This is a genomic window from Chryseobacterium edaphi (genome assembly GCF_025628985.1).
Taxonomy (GTDB): Bacteria; Bacteroidota; Bacteroidia; order Flavobacteriales; family Weeksellaceae; genus Chryseobacterium; species Chryseobacterium edaphi.
Genome location: NZ_JAOTEM010000001.1, coordinates 752,257 through 770,290, shown reverse-complemented (window position 1 = coordinate 770,290; position 18,034 = coordinate 752,257). Strand labels below are relative to the sequence as shown.

Annotated in this window: 13 protein-coding genes; 3 read left to right on the top strand and 10 right to left on the bottom strand. The window is 32.8% G+C overall.

What is annotated here, in order from left to right; translation table 11 throughout:
- Window positions 1-204: 204 nt before the first annotated feature.
- Window positions 205-690 (bottom strand): hypothetical protein, encoded by a 486-nt coding sequence (locus tag NZ698_RS03585; RefSeq protein WP_263001718.1) that lies wholly within the window; start codon window positions 688-690, stop codon window positions 205-207.
- Window positions 691-1,149: 459 nt separating this feature from the next.
- On the opposite strand from NZ698_RS03585, the gene NZ698_RS03580 reads away from it, so the two are divergent.
- The gene (locus NZ698_RS03580; protein WP_263001717.1) at window positions 1,150-1,503 is read left to right on the top strand and encodes a nuclear transport factor 2 family protein; all 354 of its coding nucleotides are present in this window, start codon (window positions 1,150-1,152) and stop codon (window positions 1,501-1,503) included.
- Window positions 1,504-1,980: 477 nt separating this feature from the next.
- Here the strand turns inward: NZ698_RS03580 and NZ698_RS03575 are convergent, their stop codons facing one another.
- The 4 genes from NZ698_RS03575 to NZ698_RS03560 form a co-directional block, all read right to left on the bottom strand.
- Window positions 1,981-2,499, bottom strand: a complete 519-nt coding sequence (locus NZ698_RS03575) for a DUF2911 domain-containing protein (RefSeq protein ID WP_263001716.1) — start codon at window positions 2,497-2,499, stop codon at window positions 1,981-1,983.
- 25 nt (window positions 2,500-2,524) lie between these two features.
- Complete coding sequence (locus NZ698_RS03570) at window positions 2,525-4,216, bottom strand: sodium:solute symporter family protein (RefSeq protein ID WP_263001715.1); 1,692 nt, start codon at window positions 4,214-4,216, stop codon at window positions 2,525-2,527.
- Between the two features lie 100 nt (window positions 4,217-4,316).
- On the bottom strand, window positions 4,317-6,821 hold the full coding sequence (locus tag NZ698_RS03565) for a PIG-L family deacetylase (RefSeq protein ID WP_263001714.1): 2,505 nt from the start codon (window positions 6,819-6,821) through the stop codon (window positions 4,317-4,319).
- 317 nt (window positions 6,822-7,138) lie between these two features.
- Window positions 7,139-7,768, bottom strand: a complete 630-nt coding sequence (locus NZ698_RS03560) for a nitroreductase family protein (protein WP_263001713.1) — start codon at window positions 7,766-7,768, stop codon at window positions 7,139-7,141.
- A gap of 105 nt (window positions 7,769-7,873) precedes the next feature.
- Between NZ698_RS03560 and NZ698_RS03555 the strand changes: the two genes are divergently transcribed.
- A complete protein-coding gene (locus NZ698_RS03555) occupies window positions 7,874-8,251 on the top strand; it encodes a winged helix-turn-helix transcriptional regulator (RefSeq protein WP_263002594.1) in 378 nt (125 codons plus the stop codon).
- 61 nt (window positions 8,252-8,312) lie between these two features.
- Complete coding sequence (locus NZ698_RS03550) at window positions 8,313-9,206, top strand: cation diffusion facilitator family transporter (protein WP_263001712.1); 894 nt, start codon at window positions 8,313-8,315, stop codon at window positions 9,204-9,206.
- Between the two features lie 158 nt (window positions 9,207-9,364).
- Here the strand turns inward: NZ698_RS03550 and NZ698_RS03545 are convergent, their stop codons facing one another.
- The 5 genes from NZ698_RS03545 to NZ698_RS03525 all read right to left on the bottom strand — a co-directional run bounded on the left by NZ698_RS03545 (window position 9,365) and on the right by NZ698_RS03525 (window position 17,652).
- The gene (locus NZ698_RS03545) at window positions 9,365-10,942 is read right to left on the bottom strand and encodes a Na+/H+ antiporter (RefSeq protein WP_263001711.1); all 1,578 of its coding nucleotides are present in this window, start codon (window positions 10,940-10,942) and stop codon (window positions 9,365-9,367) included.
- Between the two features lie 502 nt (window positions 10,943-11,444).
- The gene (locus NZ698_RS03540) at window positions 11,445-12,389 is read right to left on the bottom strand and encodes a hypothetical protein (protein ID WP_263001710.1); all 945 of its coding nucleotides are present in this window, start codon (window positions 12,387-12,389) and stop codon (window positions 11,445-11,447) included.
- Window positions 12,379-15,681, bottom strand: a complete 3,303-nt coding sequence (locus NZ698_RS03535; protein WP_263001709.1) for a coiled-coil domain-containing protein — start codon at window positions 15,679-15,681, stop codon at window positions 12,379-12,381. The genes NZ698_RS03540 and NZ698_RS03535 overlap by 11 nt, the downstream gene beginning before the upstream one ends.
- Window positions 15,671-16,351 carry a condensin complex protein MksE gene (locus NZ698_RS03530; RefSeq protein ID WP_263001708.1) on the bottom strand — a complete coding sequence of 227 codons (681 nt, stop codon included), beginning with the start codon at window positions 16,349-16,351 and terminating at the stop codon, window positions 15,671-15,673. The genes NZ698_RS03535 and NZ698_RS03530 overlap by 11 nt, the downstream gene beginning before the upstream one ends.
- Window positions 16,324-17,652, bottom strand: coding sequence for a hypothetical protein (locus NZ698_RS03525; RefSeq protein ID WP_263001707.1), 1,329 nt, complete (start codon window positions 17,650-17,652; stop codon window positions 16,324-16,326). The genes NZ698_RS03530 and NZ698_RS03525 overlap by 28 nt, the downstream gene beginning before the upstream one ends.
- Between the last annotated feature and the right edge of the window lie 382 nt (window positions 17,653-18,034).

Here is an 18,034-nt window from a genome sequence, read left to right as displayed (position 1 = left end):
TTTATGCCGCTTTTCTTCTATAAAAAAAATGGTATAAATCTTTTTATATAAGTTTCAATAATTCCTCTGCCATCTTTTCTGAAGAAGACGAATTTTGTCATGTAATCAGTTTTCTTTCAGAAATTTGCAGTATCAGAATGATTCCAATTAAACAATTTAAAAGAAATCACACAAGATAACGATTTGTCGGACTAATAATAATTATCAACGAAGAAGCATATAAATTCCAACACCAATACCACCATAAACAAGTATTGTTATAATGTCGGATAAGGGTTTAGAAAAGCGTCTTTCAGTGATAGCTTCGGCGTTAATTTGATTTTTATGTAATTTCAGGATTGCTTCAGGTTTATTTACTCGATGCGCAACCAAAGTATCACCTTCCCATTTGTCAGCAATAATTTTATACGATCTGCCATCAACTTTAATTTTATAATTTTTAGTAGGCTGTAGCTCATTCTGGATATTGATGGGAAGAACTTCTTTTTCATTAACAGGCTGCTGTGATTTCTTGTTTTGAGTTTCAACCGATGGGTTATTGAGCTGAGCTACAGCACTATTATTTTCAGAAGCTTTCTTTTTTGATTCTTGCCCAACTTCAGGTGATACACTCACTTGCTTCTTACGTTGGTACGTGTAGCAACTCGTGACAAAAAAAGATACTATAATGAGAGACAGATATTTTTTCATTAATCAAATTTAAGAATTAAACGCATTATTTCATATTTTCTTTTAATGGATATTGTTTTTCTAAAAGATATTAAAGAAGAAAATAGAAAATCTGTCACTATTTCATAGGATTTTTATTTCTGCAGGATAAATTTATATGATCGTAAGAATTTCACTTTATATATTTTGCAATATCATTTTAATGAAAAATGTTTAGAGAAATATTTTCTTGATTTAAGAGAAATTTAAAAAAGGTCAATGTGTATATCAAACTGAATTTTCAAACTTATGATTTTGTGAAATGAGATATTTTAGTATAAAATTAATTAAAACCGTTTTGATAATTATCATTTGAATCGCTGATGATTAAAATTCTTTTCAAAAGGAGTCCTTATTTTTTAAATTATCTGTTAAGAAAGAAGCCGATAAAAGTCAGTTTTTTTTTACTAAATTTATTATATTCACAAAATACATTTTTAAATGACAGCTGAGAATAAAGATCTAATTATTAAAGCATATACTGCTTTTAATTCAAGAGACATTGATATGGCTCTTTCAACATTTCACCCAAATATAGAATGGCCAAAAGCCTTTGAAGGTGGTTATGTGAATGGACATGATGATATAAAAGCATATTGGACAAGACAATGGTCAGAAATAAACCCCACCGTCAAACCCTTACAATTTAATGAGAGACAAGAGGGAACTGTAGAAGTTATCGTTCATCAAAAAGTAAATGATTTAGATAATAATACCATATTTGACGGAACCGTTAAACATATCTATACTTTACAGGATGATTTATTAAAGCGAATGGACATTGAAATTGATTAAATAAGAGCCAGAACAAATAGAAAGTTCGAGAAAAATACTAATTTCAATCCAAATATTAAAGAGTTTGCAAATAATAGACTGTACCGGAGAATGTCAATCCGCTTAGTTGGTTTTATCCAGAAAAATACAATAAAAAACAACGGACAGATTAATAAGTAGGTTATAACAGCCTTACCCAATACACCAAAAATATCTTGATGATCATCTCCTAATAAAAGGTTAGCTGAGACAAACAGTCCGTTTCCATGTTTTTTGGATAACATTTGCTAGAAAAATCAGATAATCCTTATAAGCATATATAATCTGGATTGAAATATCTAGTTCAAGAATTTGCAAAATACAGATTATGTATCTCTAAAGTTTTTAAATAAAGAAGAATTAATAAAAAATTCTTACAACTCATCACTAACAATGAAACTTTTATTTTAAACAAAAAAAAATCCCGCACTAACGGGATTTAATTTTTGGTATGTAATTTTACTTTATCTCTACAGGCACGGAGATTTTATCCCAATCCATTGTGAATCCGTTATTGTTTATTTTATAAACTAAAGTTTCCTGTGTTGCCGGTAAAGCTTTTGTTTTTACATCAACACGTAAAGCATCTTTCGATTCTTCGTATTTGTAAGCGCCCCACTGTTTTGACTCTTTGTTAAAAACGGCAGTCCACGTTCCTGATTCTTTAGGTACCAAGAAAAAGCTGTATTTACCTGCAGGTAATTTTTTACCCTGAACAGTAATGTCTTTGCTCGTTTCAAAAGTAGTTGCTTCATTGGCACCGGCACGCCATACTTTATCATAAGCCACTAAATCACCCCAGATTTTACGGTCTTTAACAGACGGACTCGCATAAGCAATCGTAATGTTTGCATCTTTAATTTTCCCGGTTGCCGTAGCCGCAGGGCTTGCAGGTTTTTTAGCTTCCTGTGCAAAAGCATTCACTGAAACCGTCATTGTAGCCAAAACAACTGCAACAGTTTTAATCATTGTTTTCATATTATCTTTATTGATTTTTATTCAACTACGAAGTTACATCTTTCGGCTTATAAAACAGTAATCCGATTGCTGAAAAAATAATCACCGCCGCAGCCCCGATGACGTTAAGCCAAAGGAAAGAAACGATATCGAACTGATAAACGGCTATCACTGCTATTTCTGCTGAAATTGCTGAAACAAACACATTCGCCCCATTTATTTTTTTAAAGTAAAAAGCGACCAGAAAAATTCCTAAAATAGGACCGTAGAAAAGAGATCCCAGAACATTTACCGCTTCGATTAGTGAACCCATCTGAGTGGCAAACATGGCGACACCAATTGAGAAAATCCCCCAAGCTAAAGTATGGAGACGACTGTACTTCAATTCAGTTGCATCATCAGGAATTTCTTTTTTAAATATCAAATGAACATCTTTTAATGAACAGGCGGCGAGGGAATTCAGCGCTGCGGAAATTGACCCCCAACTGGCCAGAAAAATGACAGCAAACAGTAATCCGATCATTCCTACAGGCAGGGTGTTTTTTACAAAATACAGGAAAATATAATTGGTATCGGTTTTTTCAGCGTTATAGTTTGATTTATTAATAGCTTCCTCTACCCTTCCGTGAAGTTCTTTCACTTCGCTTTGTGTATTTTTAAAATCCTGAATTGTTTTGTTAAGTTGAGGAGAGTGGTTTTCTTTTAACTTTAAAATTTCTTTCGATTCTTTATTAAATTTTGTCTGCAAATCCTGATGTTCCTTTTCAAAAACCGCAGCCTGTTCAGGTTTTGTGTCCTTCAAAAATTGATAAGAACGTTCATTAAAATAAACCGGAGCCGGTTTCAAGGAAAAGAAAGCGAAGAGCAAAGCACCGATCAACAGAATAGCAAACTGCATCGGAATTTTAACCAATCCGTTCAGCAGCAGACCCATTTTCGCATTAGTATTGTCTTTCGCTGTAATATATCTTCCTACCTGACTCTGGTCGGTTCCGAAGTAAGAAAGTGCCAGAAAAAAACCACCAATCAATCCGCTCCAGATATTGTATTTATCTTTCCAGTCGAATTCTGTGGTGATCACATTGAGCTTTCCTGATTTCCCTGCCAGATAAAGTGCGTCACTAAAACCAATTCCATTCGGCATATTTTGAATCAGGAGATAACCAGCAAATGCCATGGTACCGAGAATAATCAAAAACTGTAATTTTTGCGTATGAGCAATCGCTTTGGCACCGCCAACATAGGTATAAATTAAAAGAATTCCACCTGTCAAAACATTCGTCAGATAAATATTCCAGTTTAAAACGCTTGACAGAATGATGCTCGGAGCGTAGATACTGATCCCTGTCGATAAACCTCTGGAAAAAAGAAAAAGCATCGAGGTGAGCACCCTTGTTTTTTTATCAAAACGGTTTTCCAGATATTCGTAGGCCGTGTAAACATTCAAGCGTTGAAAAATCGGAATAAAAGTTATGCAGATTACAATCATCGCCAAAGGAAGACCAAAATAATACTGAACGAAACGCATTCCATCAGTGTAAGCCTGACCAGGCGCTGAAAGAAATGTAATAGCACTTGCCTGTGTAGCCATAATGCCGATGAGTACAATGTACCATGGCATTTTGTTATCTGCTTTGAGGTAAGATTCGTTGCTTTTCTGTCCACGACCGATAAAAACGCCGTAAATTACCACCGCGACCAGTGTGAAAATAAGAACGGTCCAGTCTATATTGCTCATGCCCACAATTTAGTAAACAGATAATAAAATACGATTTGAACTACCAGTGCGGCAGCCAATAATATGTACCACGTGTTCCAGTTTTTAAGTTGATTGCTCATCAGTTTTTCTGTGCAGATAAAAAGTTTAAAAATAAACGTGCGGCACCTACATTTCCAGCAGGCAACTGTCTGAAAAATGCCAACGGAGTATAAATAAAATTCCCCTTTCCGTATTTGGCATATAAAGTTGATCCCTGCAAAGGCTCTTCACCTGTATCGTGCATTTCAAAAAGTGGTTCATACGCCGCATCCCATTGATCAGGAAAATAGGCGCCACGCTCCTGTATCCAACCGTTGAAATCATCTGTAGTAATTTTGTTCGGATAATTCAGTAATTTATGATTTGGATTTAAAAATTTAACCTCAGCATTTTCTTCGGTAACACGTTTATTGGCAATTGTAAAATTGTACATTCCCAATTGGTCAACTGTTGTATCCTGATTGGTGTTGTACTGCATCACCAGATTACCACCAGCTTTCACATAAGACCATAAAAACGGCATCCAGCGATCCAGCTTTTTCTCCGTGTTATTGGCACGAACTCCCAATACAATCGCATCGTATTGCGAAAGCTTGCTGAGACTGCTGTTTCCTGCTGATTCATCAGGATTTCCATAAAAATCTTCGTCTTTCAGAACATCAACCTGAATACCTGTAATTTTCAGGAACTCAGGAATAAAATCTCCTGTACCCTGTACATAACCCACTTTTTTAACCTTCGCCTGAATATTGCCCTTCATCACGGCAACCGTTGCAGGCGCAAAATATTGTAAAGATGGTAAATGTGGATATTGAATTAATACCTGTTTTTTATTGTAAGTTATTCCATCTGCAACAAAATTGGCATCCAATTGCAAACGATTCGAACTGATTGAGGCAAGCTTCGTTTTTGGAATAACATAATTAACTGTAAATTCTTTACCATTGATTGATTTTAAGTCCCCGCCGCCTAATCGTTCTCCGTTAAACATTAGATTGACTCTTCCGTTACTGAACTGTTTATTTGAATTCACCTTAAAATTTAAGCTTAAATTCAAATCTTCATTTTCTTTAATTAAATATAGCGGCTGAGCAAATTTCAGTTCTAAGACAGGAATAATACGCAAGGCCTCCACTACATCACCCCGCACCGGATCTAATTTTTTGAATGACAGAGGAAGTCTGACCTGAAACTTTTCTGCACCGATTTTTAAATCAAGCAAAACATTTAGTGGTGATTCTGCTTCCGGCAAACCGATTAAAGTTTCATCGGGAACAGAGAATGTTGCTGCGTCCTTGGCAGCTTTTGCCAACCAGTAAGGTTCTGTAAGTGCTGCATCAACGGGAATCTGAATTTTATGTTCAATGGTGATTAAAGAATCTTTTGACAGATTTCTGGTAAAGCTTTCTGACTGATTCAACCATTTTACATTTTCCAAAACAACAGGATTTTCAGCTCTTGATATCAAATTTAATCTAAAATTGTACTGATCTCCGGCAACAGCTTCGGCTTGATTGGTTACGACCTCACCCATAAATCCGGCACAGCTTAAAATGATATTGTCGAGAGCTTTAATTTTATCTTTTTTGAGGTCTGAATCTTTTAATGCCATCACCTTTTTTCTCAAAGCAAGCAAAGCCGGCAAACTGAGGTCAGGTTGATTAAAATTAAAAGCAGAAATGATTCTATCCAGTGATTGATCAATATCAGGATTTCCTTTTGCCGTCCAGTTTTTATTGATACCGTCAAAAAGTGTTGTTTTTGCAGGCTCGCCATCAACGTGAGAAAAATATTCAGTTTTGATCCCGGCTACAGACTGTGTTCCTGCTCCCTGACTTTTATGCAGACTTCTGCTTAATCCTGCCAGTTCACCATAGCCCATTCCCAACTGCGCATCGTATTGCCCAACGGTAATTTTCAGTTGATTTTCGGCAGTGGTATTGTTAGACCCGAATCGGAAAGTATTCCACAACACGCGTTTTGGTTGCCATACGTTCACATATTTTAATTGATCAGGAAAAGCGTTTTTATCGCCTGCCAGTTTAAAAGCTTTTTCAGCAACCACAGCCGAAGCCGCATGTTGTCCGTGGCCTGCCGCAGCGGTAGGCGGAAAACGACAGATGATCACATCAGGACGGAATTTTCGGATGACCCAAACGACATCAGCGATAATGCTGTCTTCATTCCATTGTTTAAAGGTATCGGTAGTATTTTTAGAGAACCCGAAATCAATTGCACGGGTAAAGAACTGTTGGGCACCATCTAGCTTTCTTGCCTCCAAAAGTTCGTGCGTTCTGATCAAACCCAAAGCAGCACCCTGCTCCGTTCCCAATAAATTTTGACCGCCGTCACCTCTTGTTAACGATAAGTAACCCGTTTCCACATTTTGTTCGTTGATTAACCACGAGAGCAATCCTGTGTTTTCATCATCGGGATGAGCTGCCAAGTACAAAACTTTAGGAATATTTTTGAGGGTTTTGAGTTCACGGTAAATTTCAGATGATTTTGAAGGCCGAACCTGCTGACCCAGACAAAAAACCGAATAAAAGCCAAGGATAAATACAGTGATTACTTTTTTGAACATTTCAATTTGCTTTGCCGGCAAATATAAGTAAATCGTTTTTCTTTCAACTTTAAAAGAAAAAAGAACATATCTCTTGCTGAAGATTGAAAAATCAGTTTTAATTTATAATTCTTAATTAATCAAAATTTAAAAGTACACGACGAAAAGAAATTAATAGATCAAACTTTTCAAAACATTAACCAATATTTCTCCTTTACTATTCAGGTATTTTTTCAACTTATTAGATTTAGACAAAAGCCTCGACAAACGCCAAGGCTTCTATTTATCAAAGATTTGCAGCAATTGAAGTTACTACAGGTCTTTTCTCATTTATAAAATTAATTTATTTTGGTAGAAAATTCATTGATGGGCAATCTGACCTTTGGCATTGATGCCAAATAATCATTTTCAATATCCCGATAACCTAACGATAAGATTACTGATGCGTGAAGCCCTTTTTCTGACAGACCTAAAACCTCGTCAAACAGTTTCGGATCAAATCCTTCCATTGGTGTTGCATCTACTTTAAGCTCTGCCGCCGCAATCAATGCGGTACCCAAACCTATATATGCTTGCTTGGTCGACCAAACCACATTCTCTTCTTGTGTTTGGATCGAAAAATAATCAATCAGCGTATCTTTATATTCTTTGAGTGTTCCTTTTTCCAAACTTCGCTGCTCCTCCATCATATCAACATAGTCTGTGATGTAATTACTAGTTGTTCGGTTCAGTCCGGCAAATGCCAGTAGATGAGAGGATGCGTGAATCTGTGTGTTAAATGATCCTTCAGCAAGTCTTTGTCTGACTTCAGGATTGGTGATCACAAATAGTCGATACGGCTGTATTCCGCAAGAAGAGGCTGTAAGATTGATAGCTTCTTCAATCTTAGCAATCTTGTCTTCACTGACCATTTCATCTGAATATTTCTTAACAGCATAACGCCACTGTAAATTTTTGATTAAATCCATTTTTTGTTGTTGTAAATTAGATAGGCAAAGTTACCATATCAATGTGTATCTTTGTAACTAAGTGACAAAAAGTTATAGTGGCAAACGGGTAACCAAGTGAACGGAATGAAAAAAGAATTTAATTTAGTGAAAGACTGCAGCCAAAAAATACTGGCAATCAGTGATACAATGGAAATTTTAAACGGGAAATGGAAGATGTCCATTATTGCATGTTTGTGTTACAAGCCGATGCGTTATTCTGAATTGCTCAAAGAGGTCACAGGCATCTCCGGTAAAATGCTCAGCCGCGAGTTGAAAGATCTGGAGATCAATGAATTGATTGAGCGCCATGTTTTGAACACATCACCTGTAGCTGTAGAATATCAGATCACCGACTATGGAAAATCTCTTAAACAGCTCACCAATACCATCGCAGACTGGGGTTTTATACATAGACAACGTATTATTTCGGGAATGAAGAAAACTACAAATAGCAAATCGTAGGTGATTTTTAACACGTTACATTTTAAAAAATAATTTAATTCCTTCTTTTGATCCGTAACAAATGGCCAACAATCATAAATCGATCTACAGTGCACTTGCTGCCAATCTTCTGATAGCGCTAACCAAGTTTATTGCGGGTGCTTTTACCAACAGTTCTTCAATGATTTCTGAAGGCATCCATTCAACTGTCGATACTGCAAACCAACTCTTACTCTTATATGGGTTGAAAAGAAGCAAAAAACCGGCAGATGAGTCTCATCCTTTTGGCTATGGCAAAGAACTGTATTTCTGGTCTTTTGTTGTTTCAATATTGATATTTGGATTGGGCGGTGCTTTATCTATATATCAAGGGGTATTGCACATTATAGAACCTGAAGTGATGAAAGATCCGTTTTGGAACTACATTGTCTTAATTCTTTCTCTGATTTTTGAAGGAACTTCTCTGTTTATTGCAATAAAAGAATTTAATAAAACCCGCAATGGATTAAAATGGTGGGATGCAATTATTAAAAGCAAGGATCCGGCAAGTTTTCTCGTTGTTTTTGAAGATGGTGCAGCTGTAGCAGGCCTCACCGTTGTTATGGTATTGATGGGAATCAGCCATTCATTTCAGATTCCTGAATTAGACGGGCTTGCATCAGTTATTGTAGGATTGATACTGGTGTTTGTCTCTTTTATCCTTGCTCGGGAAAGCAGGAGCTTATTGATGGGAGAAGGTATAGCCCCGGACACAAGAGATAAGATCTCAAAACTCGCTGAGACAGATCCTGCTGTAGTTAAAACGAAAAGCATCCTTTCTACCTACCAGTCTCCGGAAGAAATCGTACTGATGCTGATTGTAGATTTTGAAGACCATTTGGATACAGAAGAAATTACTGAAGCCATTATACGTATTCGTCAACATATAAAGAATGAATTTCCTTTGGTTCATTTTGTAATTATTCAGCCAGAATAGCCACTTAAATATAATATATACTGCTCAATAATCATTCGGCATTTTTACTGAATATGATCTTCAAGCAGTTGGAGAATCATCATTTGATATCTCACTACTTAGAACGCGTTTAATTTTTCTGAAAAAATAACAGGTCTCAAATTACATGCATCAAAGTTTTAGCTTTTCATATTCAGTCTTTCCTCCTGAAGATCAAGCAGACGAAGATGCTTTTTGATTATTTCTTCGTCTAACAAAAGTTCTTCGCGATTTTTATTGATCAGCCAGCTTCTTTGAGTTTCAAGAATATCAATATAAATATCTCTGTATTCATTAAAATTTAGGATAATTTCAGAACTGCTCAATTGGTTTTCATATTTCTGTAACTGATCTTTCAATGCTGGAAAACTTTCAATCTTATGAGCATAATCACTGCGAATTTTATCAATCGCTACTTTTGCCAGACTGTTCCGAATATCATAATCAATCTCTTTCTCACTTTTTATAAAGTCACGGTCTATTGGCGGAAACCTTTTAAGTAAAACAGGAAGAGTCAGTCCTTGTAAAAGTAGTGTTAAAAGAATAACAACAAATGTGATGAAGAGAATCATATTTCGTTGAGGGAAAGGAGTTCCGTCATCCAGAGTCAAGGGAATTGAAAGTGCTGCAGCCAAAGAAACCACTCCCCTCATTCCGGTCCAGCCAATGATCATTGGCGTTTTCCAGCCGGGTGATTCTGCATCGGCAACGGTGATAAAATTTCTCATAATCAAAGTCGTAATCACGGCTGCGTAGCCTGCCAATATTCTTACAATAATCAAGACAACCGTAACTGCAATTCCATAACCGATTGCAGTGAAAATATCTGTCTCACCTAAGCCGGAAACAATTTCGGGCAAATCTAGACCGATAAGCATGAAAACAATTCCATTTAACAAAAAACAAAAACTTTCCCAAACAGTTACCGTACGTATTCTTGATGCACTGCTTAAAAAATCGTGACTGCGATAAGAAAGAAATAACCCACCGGTGACCACCGCTAAAACTCCGGATGCATGAAGTTGCTCTGCTGCCAAATACATCGAGAAAGGTGCGATAAAAGTCAGAAGAATATCAATGTTTGAGTCAGTAGGTAGAATTTTATGCATTTTCATAAAAATATACGCAATCACAAGTCCGATTCCCAGACCACCAAAGCACATCCATACAAAACTTCCGGCTGCCTCATGCCACACAAATTGCCCGGTCGCCGCAGCAATCATTGCAAATCTGAATATAATCAGAGAAGATGCATCATTCAGTAAACTTTCTCCTTCGAGAATCGAAGCCAATCTTTTGGGTACTTTTACAAATTTTAAAATCGCTCCTGCACTCACTGCATCTGGCGGAGAAACTATTCCACCCAACAAAAAACCTAAGGCTAAAGAAAAGCCGGGAATGAAATAATTGGCAAAAACAGCCACTGATAATGCGGTAAAAAAAACGACTACAAAAGCAAAACTGAAAATAATCCTTCGCCATCTCCAAAGCTCTTTCCACGAAGTCGACCATGCAGCTTCATAGAGCAAAGGTGGTAAAAAAATAACGAATAATAATTCAGGTTCTATTGTAATAAGTGGAACACCTGGGATAAAACTTATGAAAAGTCCAGCCAATACCAATAAAACGGGATATGCAACCTGAATTTTTTTTGCCAGCATGATGAGCATTGTAATGAGCAGCACCAAAAAAAGATAAAATTCAAAATTTTCGAGCATATAGGAATTTTAGATATCTAAATATATATTAAATTTTAAAATTATGTGTTGTCTTCAAAAGCAAGCTTTCAAAAAAATTATATTTAATTTTAAAAATTTTCGAACATTATACATACAAAAAAGCTGTAATTAAATAAATTACAGCTTTTTAAATAGATTTTTGAGTGTTTTTGAAAAGTTTAGTTTTCCTACTCTGCGGAGAGAGAGGGTTTTTGTAACTTCTTCTCGTCCTTTTATTGATAAGCGTTTCGCTGTAGCATCTTGTGAAAGGCCTTAAATAGGGCATTTGCAAAAAGCGGTAAAATCCATTATAAAAATTTTACGTAGTAAAAGTAGAAATTTCCGTTGGAATTTGCAAGTAATGATTGCTGAATTTCGAACAAGTTTTTTTGGAAAAACATTGAAATATTGTAAAGTGATATATAATAAAAAAATAGTAATACATATCAAAAAACATTATTGCGAACGTTTTAATTCTTTTAATTACTTGTTGAAAGATATACTATAATTTTTTTAATTGAATCATCTTTATTAAATCAAAAGATTCTTCTTCTATCCACATTTCATTTTGGATTAAATCGTTAATAAGAATTATTTCTTTTTTTGAAAAATTTTCCAGGGACAATCCAGATAGTATTTTTGATAAATCCCAATGGCTATAATGATAATCTATGTACGTGCTTATTTTTTTTTGTGGTTCATTAGGATATAAAAGAGAAATGTCTCTATTCCTGTTTCTAAGTTTCGCTTTTATTCTTGAATAGATTTGTAGTCCTGCTAAATCCCAATCACAAGAATAATAAATAGGTTTAGAAAGTTCTGCCTCATCAATATCGTCAATTATTTTTATATTATTTCCTCCGACATACCATAATTTAACTTCAGTATTTTTAACTATCCATGGCTGCTTTAAAAATGATTTATTTTCACATAATACAATTGCTTTAGGGTTAGGATGATCAACAACTATTCTCCATTGGTTTTCTTTTTTGTCTAAAGCAAATTCTGTGATATCTAAAATTTTAAATACAGCATTTCTGATACTTGCTTTATTCTTCAAATATTTTGAAGTATCAAAAAATTCATTTGAAAAGTCTTCTATATTGGTAGGATTATTTTTTAACTCTGTTCTGTTCTCAGCTATAAGCATTAGAGTTTTTACATCATCAATTGTAAAGTTCTTTTTAGCATTGGGTTCAATACTATTTTCTATAAGAAATTTTTTGGCTTCATCATATTGTATTTTAAATATTTCTTCATAGAATTTAATAAAATCATCGGTAGAAGTAATAACTTTAACATTATCCGGTTTTCTATCGAGAATACATTTTTCTTCTAAAAGATATTTTATATAAGGATGACCTTGAATATTTGCTTTGGTCTTTTTTAAGTGATATAAATCATCAAGTGCCTTTAATTCTTTCCAAGTGATATTTTTATTCATCATCTGGCCTTGTATTTATATATTCATCAATATCTTCAAAAACTTCATTTGCAAAGATTCCGAGCGGAGGAACATAAGTATCAATACTCGCCATATTATTTTCATTCATAATATAAATATATTGTCCATCATCAGTAATTTCACCTGCTGTTTCTATTGCCATTGTAAGTATCTGATATTGTTCTTTTTTTGCCAATTCGTGTAACATATCATAGTTACTTCCTAAACCTTCTGCTTCATCTATTGGCATTATTTTTAATCCTTTTCTACCTTTTTCTTCAATTAAAGATAATCTTGCTAGACATAACAAAGCATTAGCAGCATAAGTTTGCCCGTTACTTCCCGAATTAATTTCATCATTGTCAAGTTTTAAATCAAATTCTAAATCGAAATACGATTTAGGATTCATTAAATCTTCGGGTTCAACTTTAGTACTTCCTCCAAGCTGCTGAAAAGCCTTTATCATCATTTTATTTATATCTATTTCTTCTCGAAGCTCACTAAATAAACCTGTATTATTTATTTGGGTATTTAATTGTTTTCTGAAATTTCCAAGCCAACTATCGGGATAATAAATTGACTTTTTTGATGTTAATGATGCTCTATTTCCTCCTGTAATAATTTTATTTTTCTTTTTTAAATAGGAATCAATTTCATTGACTTTCGTGAGGTAATTGGTGTATACTTTATATACCTCATTAAAAATACTTCCTAATATTTCAATTTTCCTTGAACCAATTTCCTGAATATCTTGTGTAAGTTTATTTAGCCTATCTGCAATATTAAATGAAATTAAGTCCTCATTAACCGCTGATGATGTGAAAACAGTTGGTAGCATTAAATTGGCTAACTTTCCTATTGAAATAGATTCGTCATATGGCAAATTCATCTCTTCAAGAATTTTCTTAACTGCAAATTCATAATTAAATTTTGCACTATCTGCCTTATTTTTTAAAGAGTTTAATCCTCCATTTTCAGGATTAGAAAACTCTTCAACATTTTCATCATATTCCGGTTGATGTTTAAACAGTTGTTCAAATGTTTGTTCTGTTTCAGTTAGTTCCTGATTAGATATACTTATTGTATTTTCCTTTTGTTGAATATTATCACTGATTTCCCTGCACTCTTTTTCTAATTCATACTTACAATTTAATATACTCTGATTGCTCAAATATTTTTCCTGCAACAAGGTCTCATCAAAAACAAATTTATTTATTAGTTCTTGTAAATCGTTTTGTTGAATAGCTAATTCTTTATTCTCAAGAGCGATTTCTTTTTCGACAAACTCTATATCAATATTCTCTTTATTACCAAATAAATCTGTTTCCAGTTTTTGGATTCTTTTATTACACTCTTCTATGACTGTTTTTTTACTCAAAAAATCTACATATTCTTTTTGAATCAAATTGAATTGATTTAAAATATTGTCTTTATCAAGATACAGTCGAATAAATTGTTCAAATTTACTTTCGGAAATATCTAAACTTTCTTCAATATTGAAAGAAATAAGTTCCTCTTTTCTTTTGTATAAATCTATGTTTTCCTGAAGATTATTAAACTTGAATAGTATTTCTTTATACTTTTCTTTGTTGCTTTTTTCTTTAATTAATGCATTTAATTTCTTTCCGACTCCTTCTTTGATTTCCGATAATGGTATTATGAGGAATTCTACACTATCAACGTTCAAAAGTTGATTTGGTGAATATGTAATATACTCATATACTCCATCAAGATCTAACCAAAATCCGTGATTATCTTTTTTATCTTTTACTTTGGAATCTATATTTTCAAATAATTCTTCCGGAAACGAAACATATCTATTAGCATTTTGTTCCGAAGGTTTTGTCTTTCCATATTTTTGAAAATAAATTAAGATACTTTCTATTGTATGAGATATGGGAAAGTTCAAATTTTCAGTAGCCCATCTTACAAGAGATTCTGGATTATTTAAATCTGAAAACTTTGATAATGATTCAAGCTCAATTATTTCTTTTTCAAGCTTTTCAATTTCTATAGGGAAATTTTCACTCGCTTTCTCAAAGTCATTTAGCCAAATTGAGATATCAAAATCATTAAGAAGGTTATTATTTTTGAGGTAATTTATGAAACCTAATAAATTTCTTTTGTTCTCTTTTTCCTTGGTTTGAAATTCATACCACTCCTTAACTTTATCTAATTGATTGTTATTTAATTTCAACCAGTTATCAACTGTTTCCACAGAAGTTTTAGATTGTTTGATATTGAAGTGCTTACTTTCTATTTCCTCTCTATAACTATCTTTATAAGCAAGATTAGCAATAACTTTCTTTTTGTCTAAAAGCTCCTCTAGGTCTTTTATCTTTGACTTTTTAATCTGATTTTCAACAAACTTAAGTTCAACCTTTTTATTTTCTAATTCCTCTACTGCTTTTTGTTTTTCTACTACTGTTTTTCTCTTTAAAGTATTCCAATAATTATATTGTTTGAATAGGAATTCAGAATATGTAGATTTATATATTTTGCTTTTATCGTGGACATTTTTTAGAGAAGATTGTTTTTTATTTATCAAATCAATTTCTTCCTGGTATCTTTTATGTTCGTGGAAATCGTTACTAATATAACCTACTTCCTCTCTATATTTTTCCATAATGATATTTTGCTCATCATCACCGAAAAGGAATTTTTTTAGATTTTCAGACTCTGTTTTAAAACCTTTACCTCTTGAGAAAGATCTCAATATATTGGCATAGGTTTTTAATGTTTCATCTTTTGTTAAATCTAATGATAGAATTTCATTATTATAAAGAATTTGATGATAATTTCTTCTCTTAAAAGATTTCATCCTTGCAAAATCGATTTTTTCAAAAAGATTATTTAGTGTATCTACTTTATCATTTATAATTAAATCTTTTGTGAAAATTGGCATATTTAGAGGTGTTAACTCTTCCCAATCATATCCGTTTTGTATGATAAACATCTCTGCAGCGTTACTTGTGCTTTCGATATATGTTCCAATTACAATGTACTTTTTTGGACTAAGTTCAACATTTAGAAAAACATAACCTCTTGCAGATGATTTTCGTGCGGAAGCTGAAAGCATTCCTTTTACATCTCTATCCTTATTAGCATCTGTTGCAGATTTAAATTCACCCGAACCAACTAGAATTAATTGAATCATATCTGCTATCATACTTTTTCCACTTCCACTGTCTCCACTAAAATCAGTCCTATAAGGATGGAATAAGTAATCAGCATTAAAATGTTGTTTAATGCCTATTGTAGATAAACTATAAATACGAGGATAATTATTCTGCATCTTTCACTTCTTTAATTAAGCTATCTATTGTTTCTATTTGAGGCTGATATGCTGCTCGTAACCTTTCAAAAGAGGGCATTGTTTTAAATTTGTTTTTTTCGCTAATATCATCCCATAATAGCCAACCTAACTCTCCAAATTTGATAAAGGATTTTTTTATCACATCTTCAAATCTTTCATCATTTAAATCAGAACCTTTATCAGAAGAATTATCATTAATTAATTTTCTCAAAGCATTTTTCTCTTCTTCGTATTCTTCATAAAGGAGACTTATAAATTCAGATATACTATCAAGCTCAATGTTACCATCTAATTTGTACATTTTCAGAAAAAGCATACCAATAATGATAAATTCATTTTTCAAATAGTCTCTGCTATCGGAAGGCACATTACTTTTTCCGTCTTCATTTAGATCCAAGTAATAATACTGGTTAAATTCATTTCCGTCTTTTCGTAGATTAAGATTGAAAAAGTCTTTATAATAATTTTTCAAAGACTCAAAATTTTCATTCTCATTTAGGAAACGAAATAAATTTGCATCAATAGGATATTCTCGTTGAATATGAATACCACTTCTAAGAGTGTAATCTAATTTAGCAAAAACACTCATAGCTTTCTTTTCATAAAGAAAACCATATTTTATTACTTTTTCTGAATTGTCATCTGCCATAATGATATTGTTTTATTTAAAGTATGATTAACAGGGGTTTGGTTAATTTCTACTTTATACCGCTGTTTTAATTTTGTACTTTTTCTTAAAACACTATGTGCTGTTTTAACAGCAATTGTCAATCGGTCTTTATCAACAATTTTAAAAAACAGTGGTGTAAAAACTAATGAGCCTTTTTCCTCCAACTCCTGAAATGCAAAGTTTGTCCAATACATTATTCTTTCTTTATCTTGTTTCCATTTGATTGTCTTGTCCAGCAGCACTTTTCTTTTAGGAATGTCGATATTTCTCTTAATAATTTCAACAGGTAATTTAGGACTTATCTCTCGAATTGGAATAATATTTAATGTGGGAGAATGTTCTATAGATTTTACCTTCAAGCCGGAAAGATTATTCGGAAATTGAATTCTCTTTGTACTCTTTTCTCTTTTAACAAAAGATTTTTCCAACAAATAGTAAATAAATTTATTGGTTTTTCTGTCAAAATCTTTCTTGTTAAAATCATAAATAAATTCTCTTATTCTCGGTTTTATCTTTTCTATTCTCTTGCTAACTTGTTCTAATTGACTGCGAGAATTATCGTGGAATTTTTGAACCTTTTGAATATTCTCAATATAATTGTAACTATCATTTTTTTGTAGAATATCAGTCAGTAATTCATCAATATCATATGATATCTGAAATGCGTTTTTGAGTTCAGATGATTGTTCTTTTATTATTTCAAGACGAATTTCGATTTCTTTTAAAATATAAAGAATACTTTGGTCTTCCGATTTAATATTGACTTTGAAGTCCGTCACAGATTCGTTTACTTGTTGATCCAATATTTCAATTTGAGAAATAAGTTCGGGCATTCTTAAATCAAAATGATCTTCAATCCATTCGTTAAAGTCTTTATCTGCTTCAATATATTCTGTGAGACTTTTATGTAATTGGTCAAAAAACCTTTTTATTTTTGCAGGATTATATTTTTCGATGAGGCGTTTTTCAATATTTTGACAAAGTTCCAGCCCATACTTTTTAAATTGATAAGTTCTTTTCGTTTCATTACGCCATAAGAATGATTCCTGTAATCTTAAAATTATAGTATTATTTCTATTGTATTCTGTGCGAGAACGTTCAAATTCATTATTTCCTTGATCTTTAAAAATCTTATTTGTAATGGAAATGATATTTTCTTCAGTAAAGTCTTTATCCTTATACTTTGCATAAAGAGACAGGAGAATCAATCCGTCATTTTTTTCCGGGATTAATTTCTCATATTGATCTTTTGCTTCGCGATATAGGTTAAAGCTTTCCATTTAACTAAAATTCAATTTCTATGTTTCTATCTAATTTGTACCAATTCATATAGCTTTTTGGTATATATTCATCGGCTAATCGTTTCAATTTAACATTATAACAAATGACTGATTGTTTTCTTTAGGAATCTCTCTTTCTATCTTGAAAGTTATCCTTCAGATAATAGTTTTTTTCTCGTAATCATAGTTTTTAAAGTTAGATAAGAATTTTTATTAGCAATTACGGAAAACCGTAATTGCTAATAAAAATTCTTATAACTCTCTAAATTAACGAAATTTATCACTTGAATAAAAATTTTATATATAAGATTTCGTATCGTTACCAAATCTCAATTTTGTTTATCAATATTGTTAAAAAAACAATTACATGATAATAGTTTTA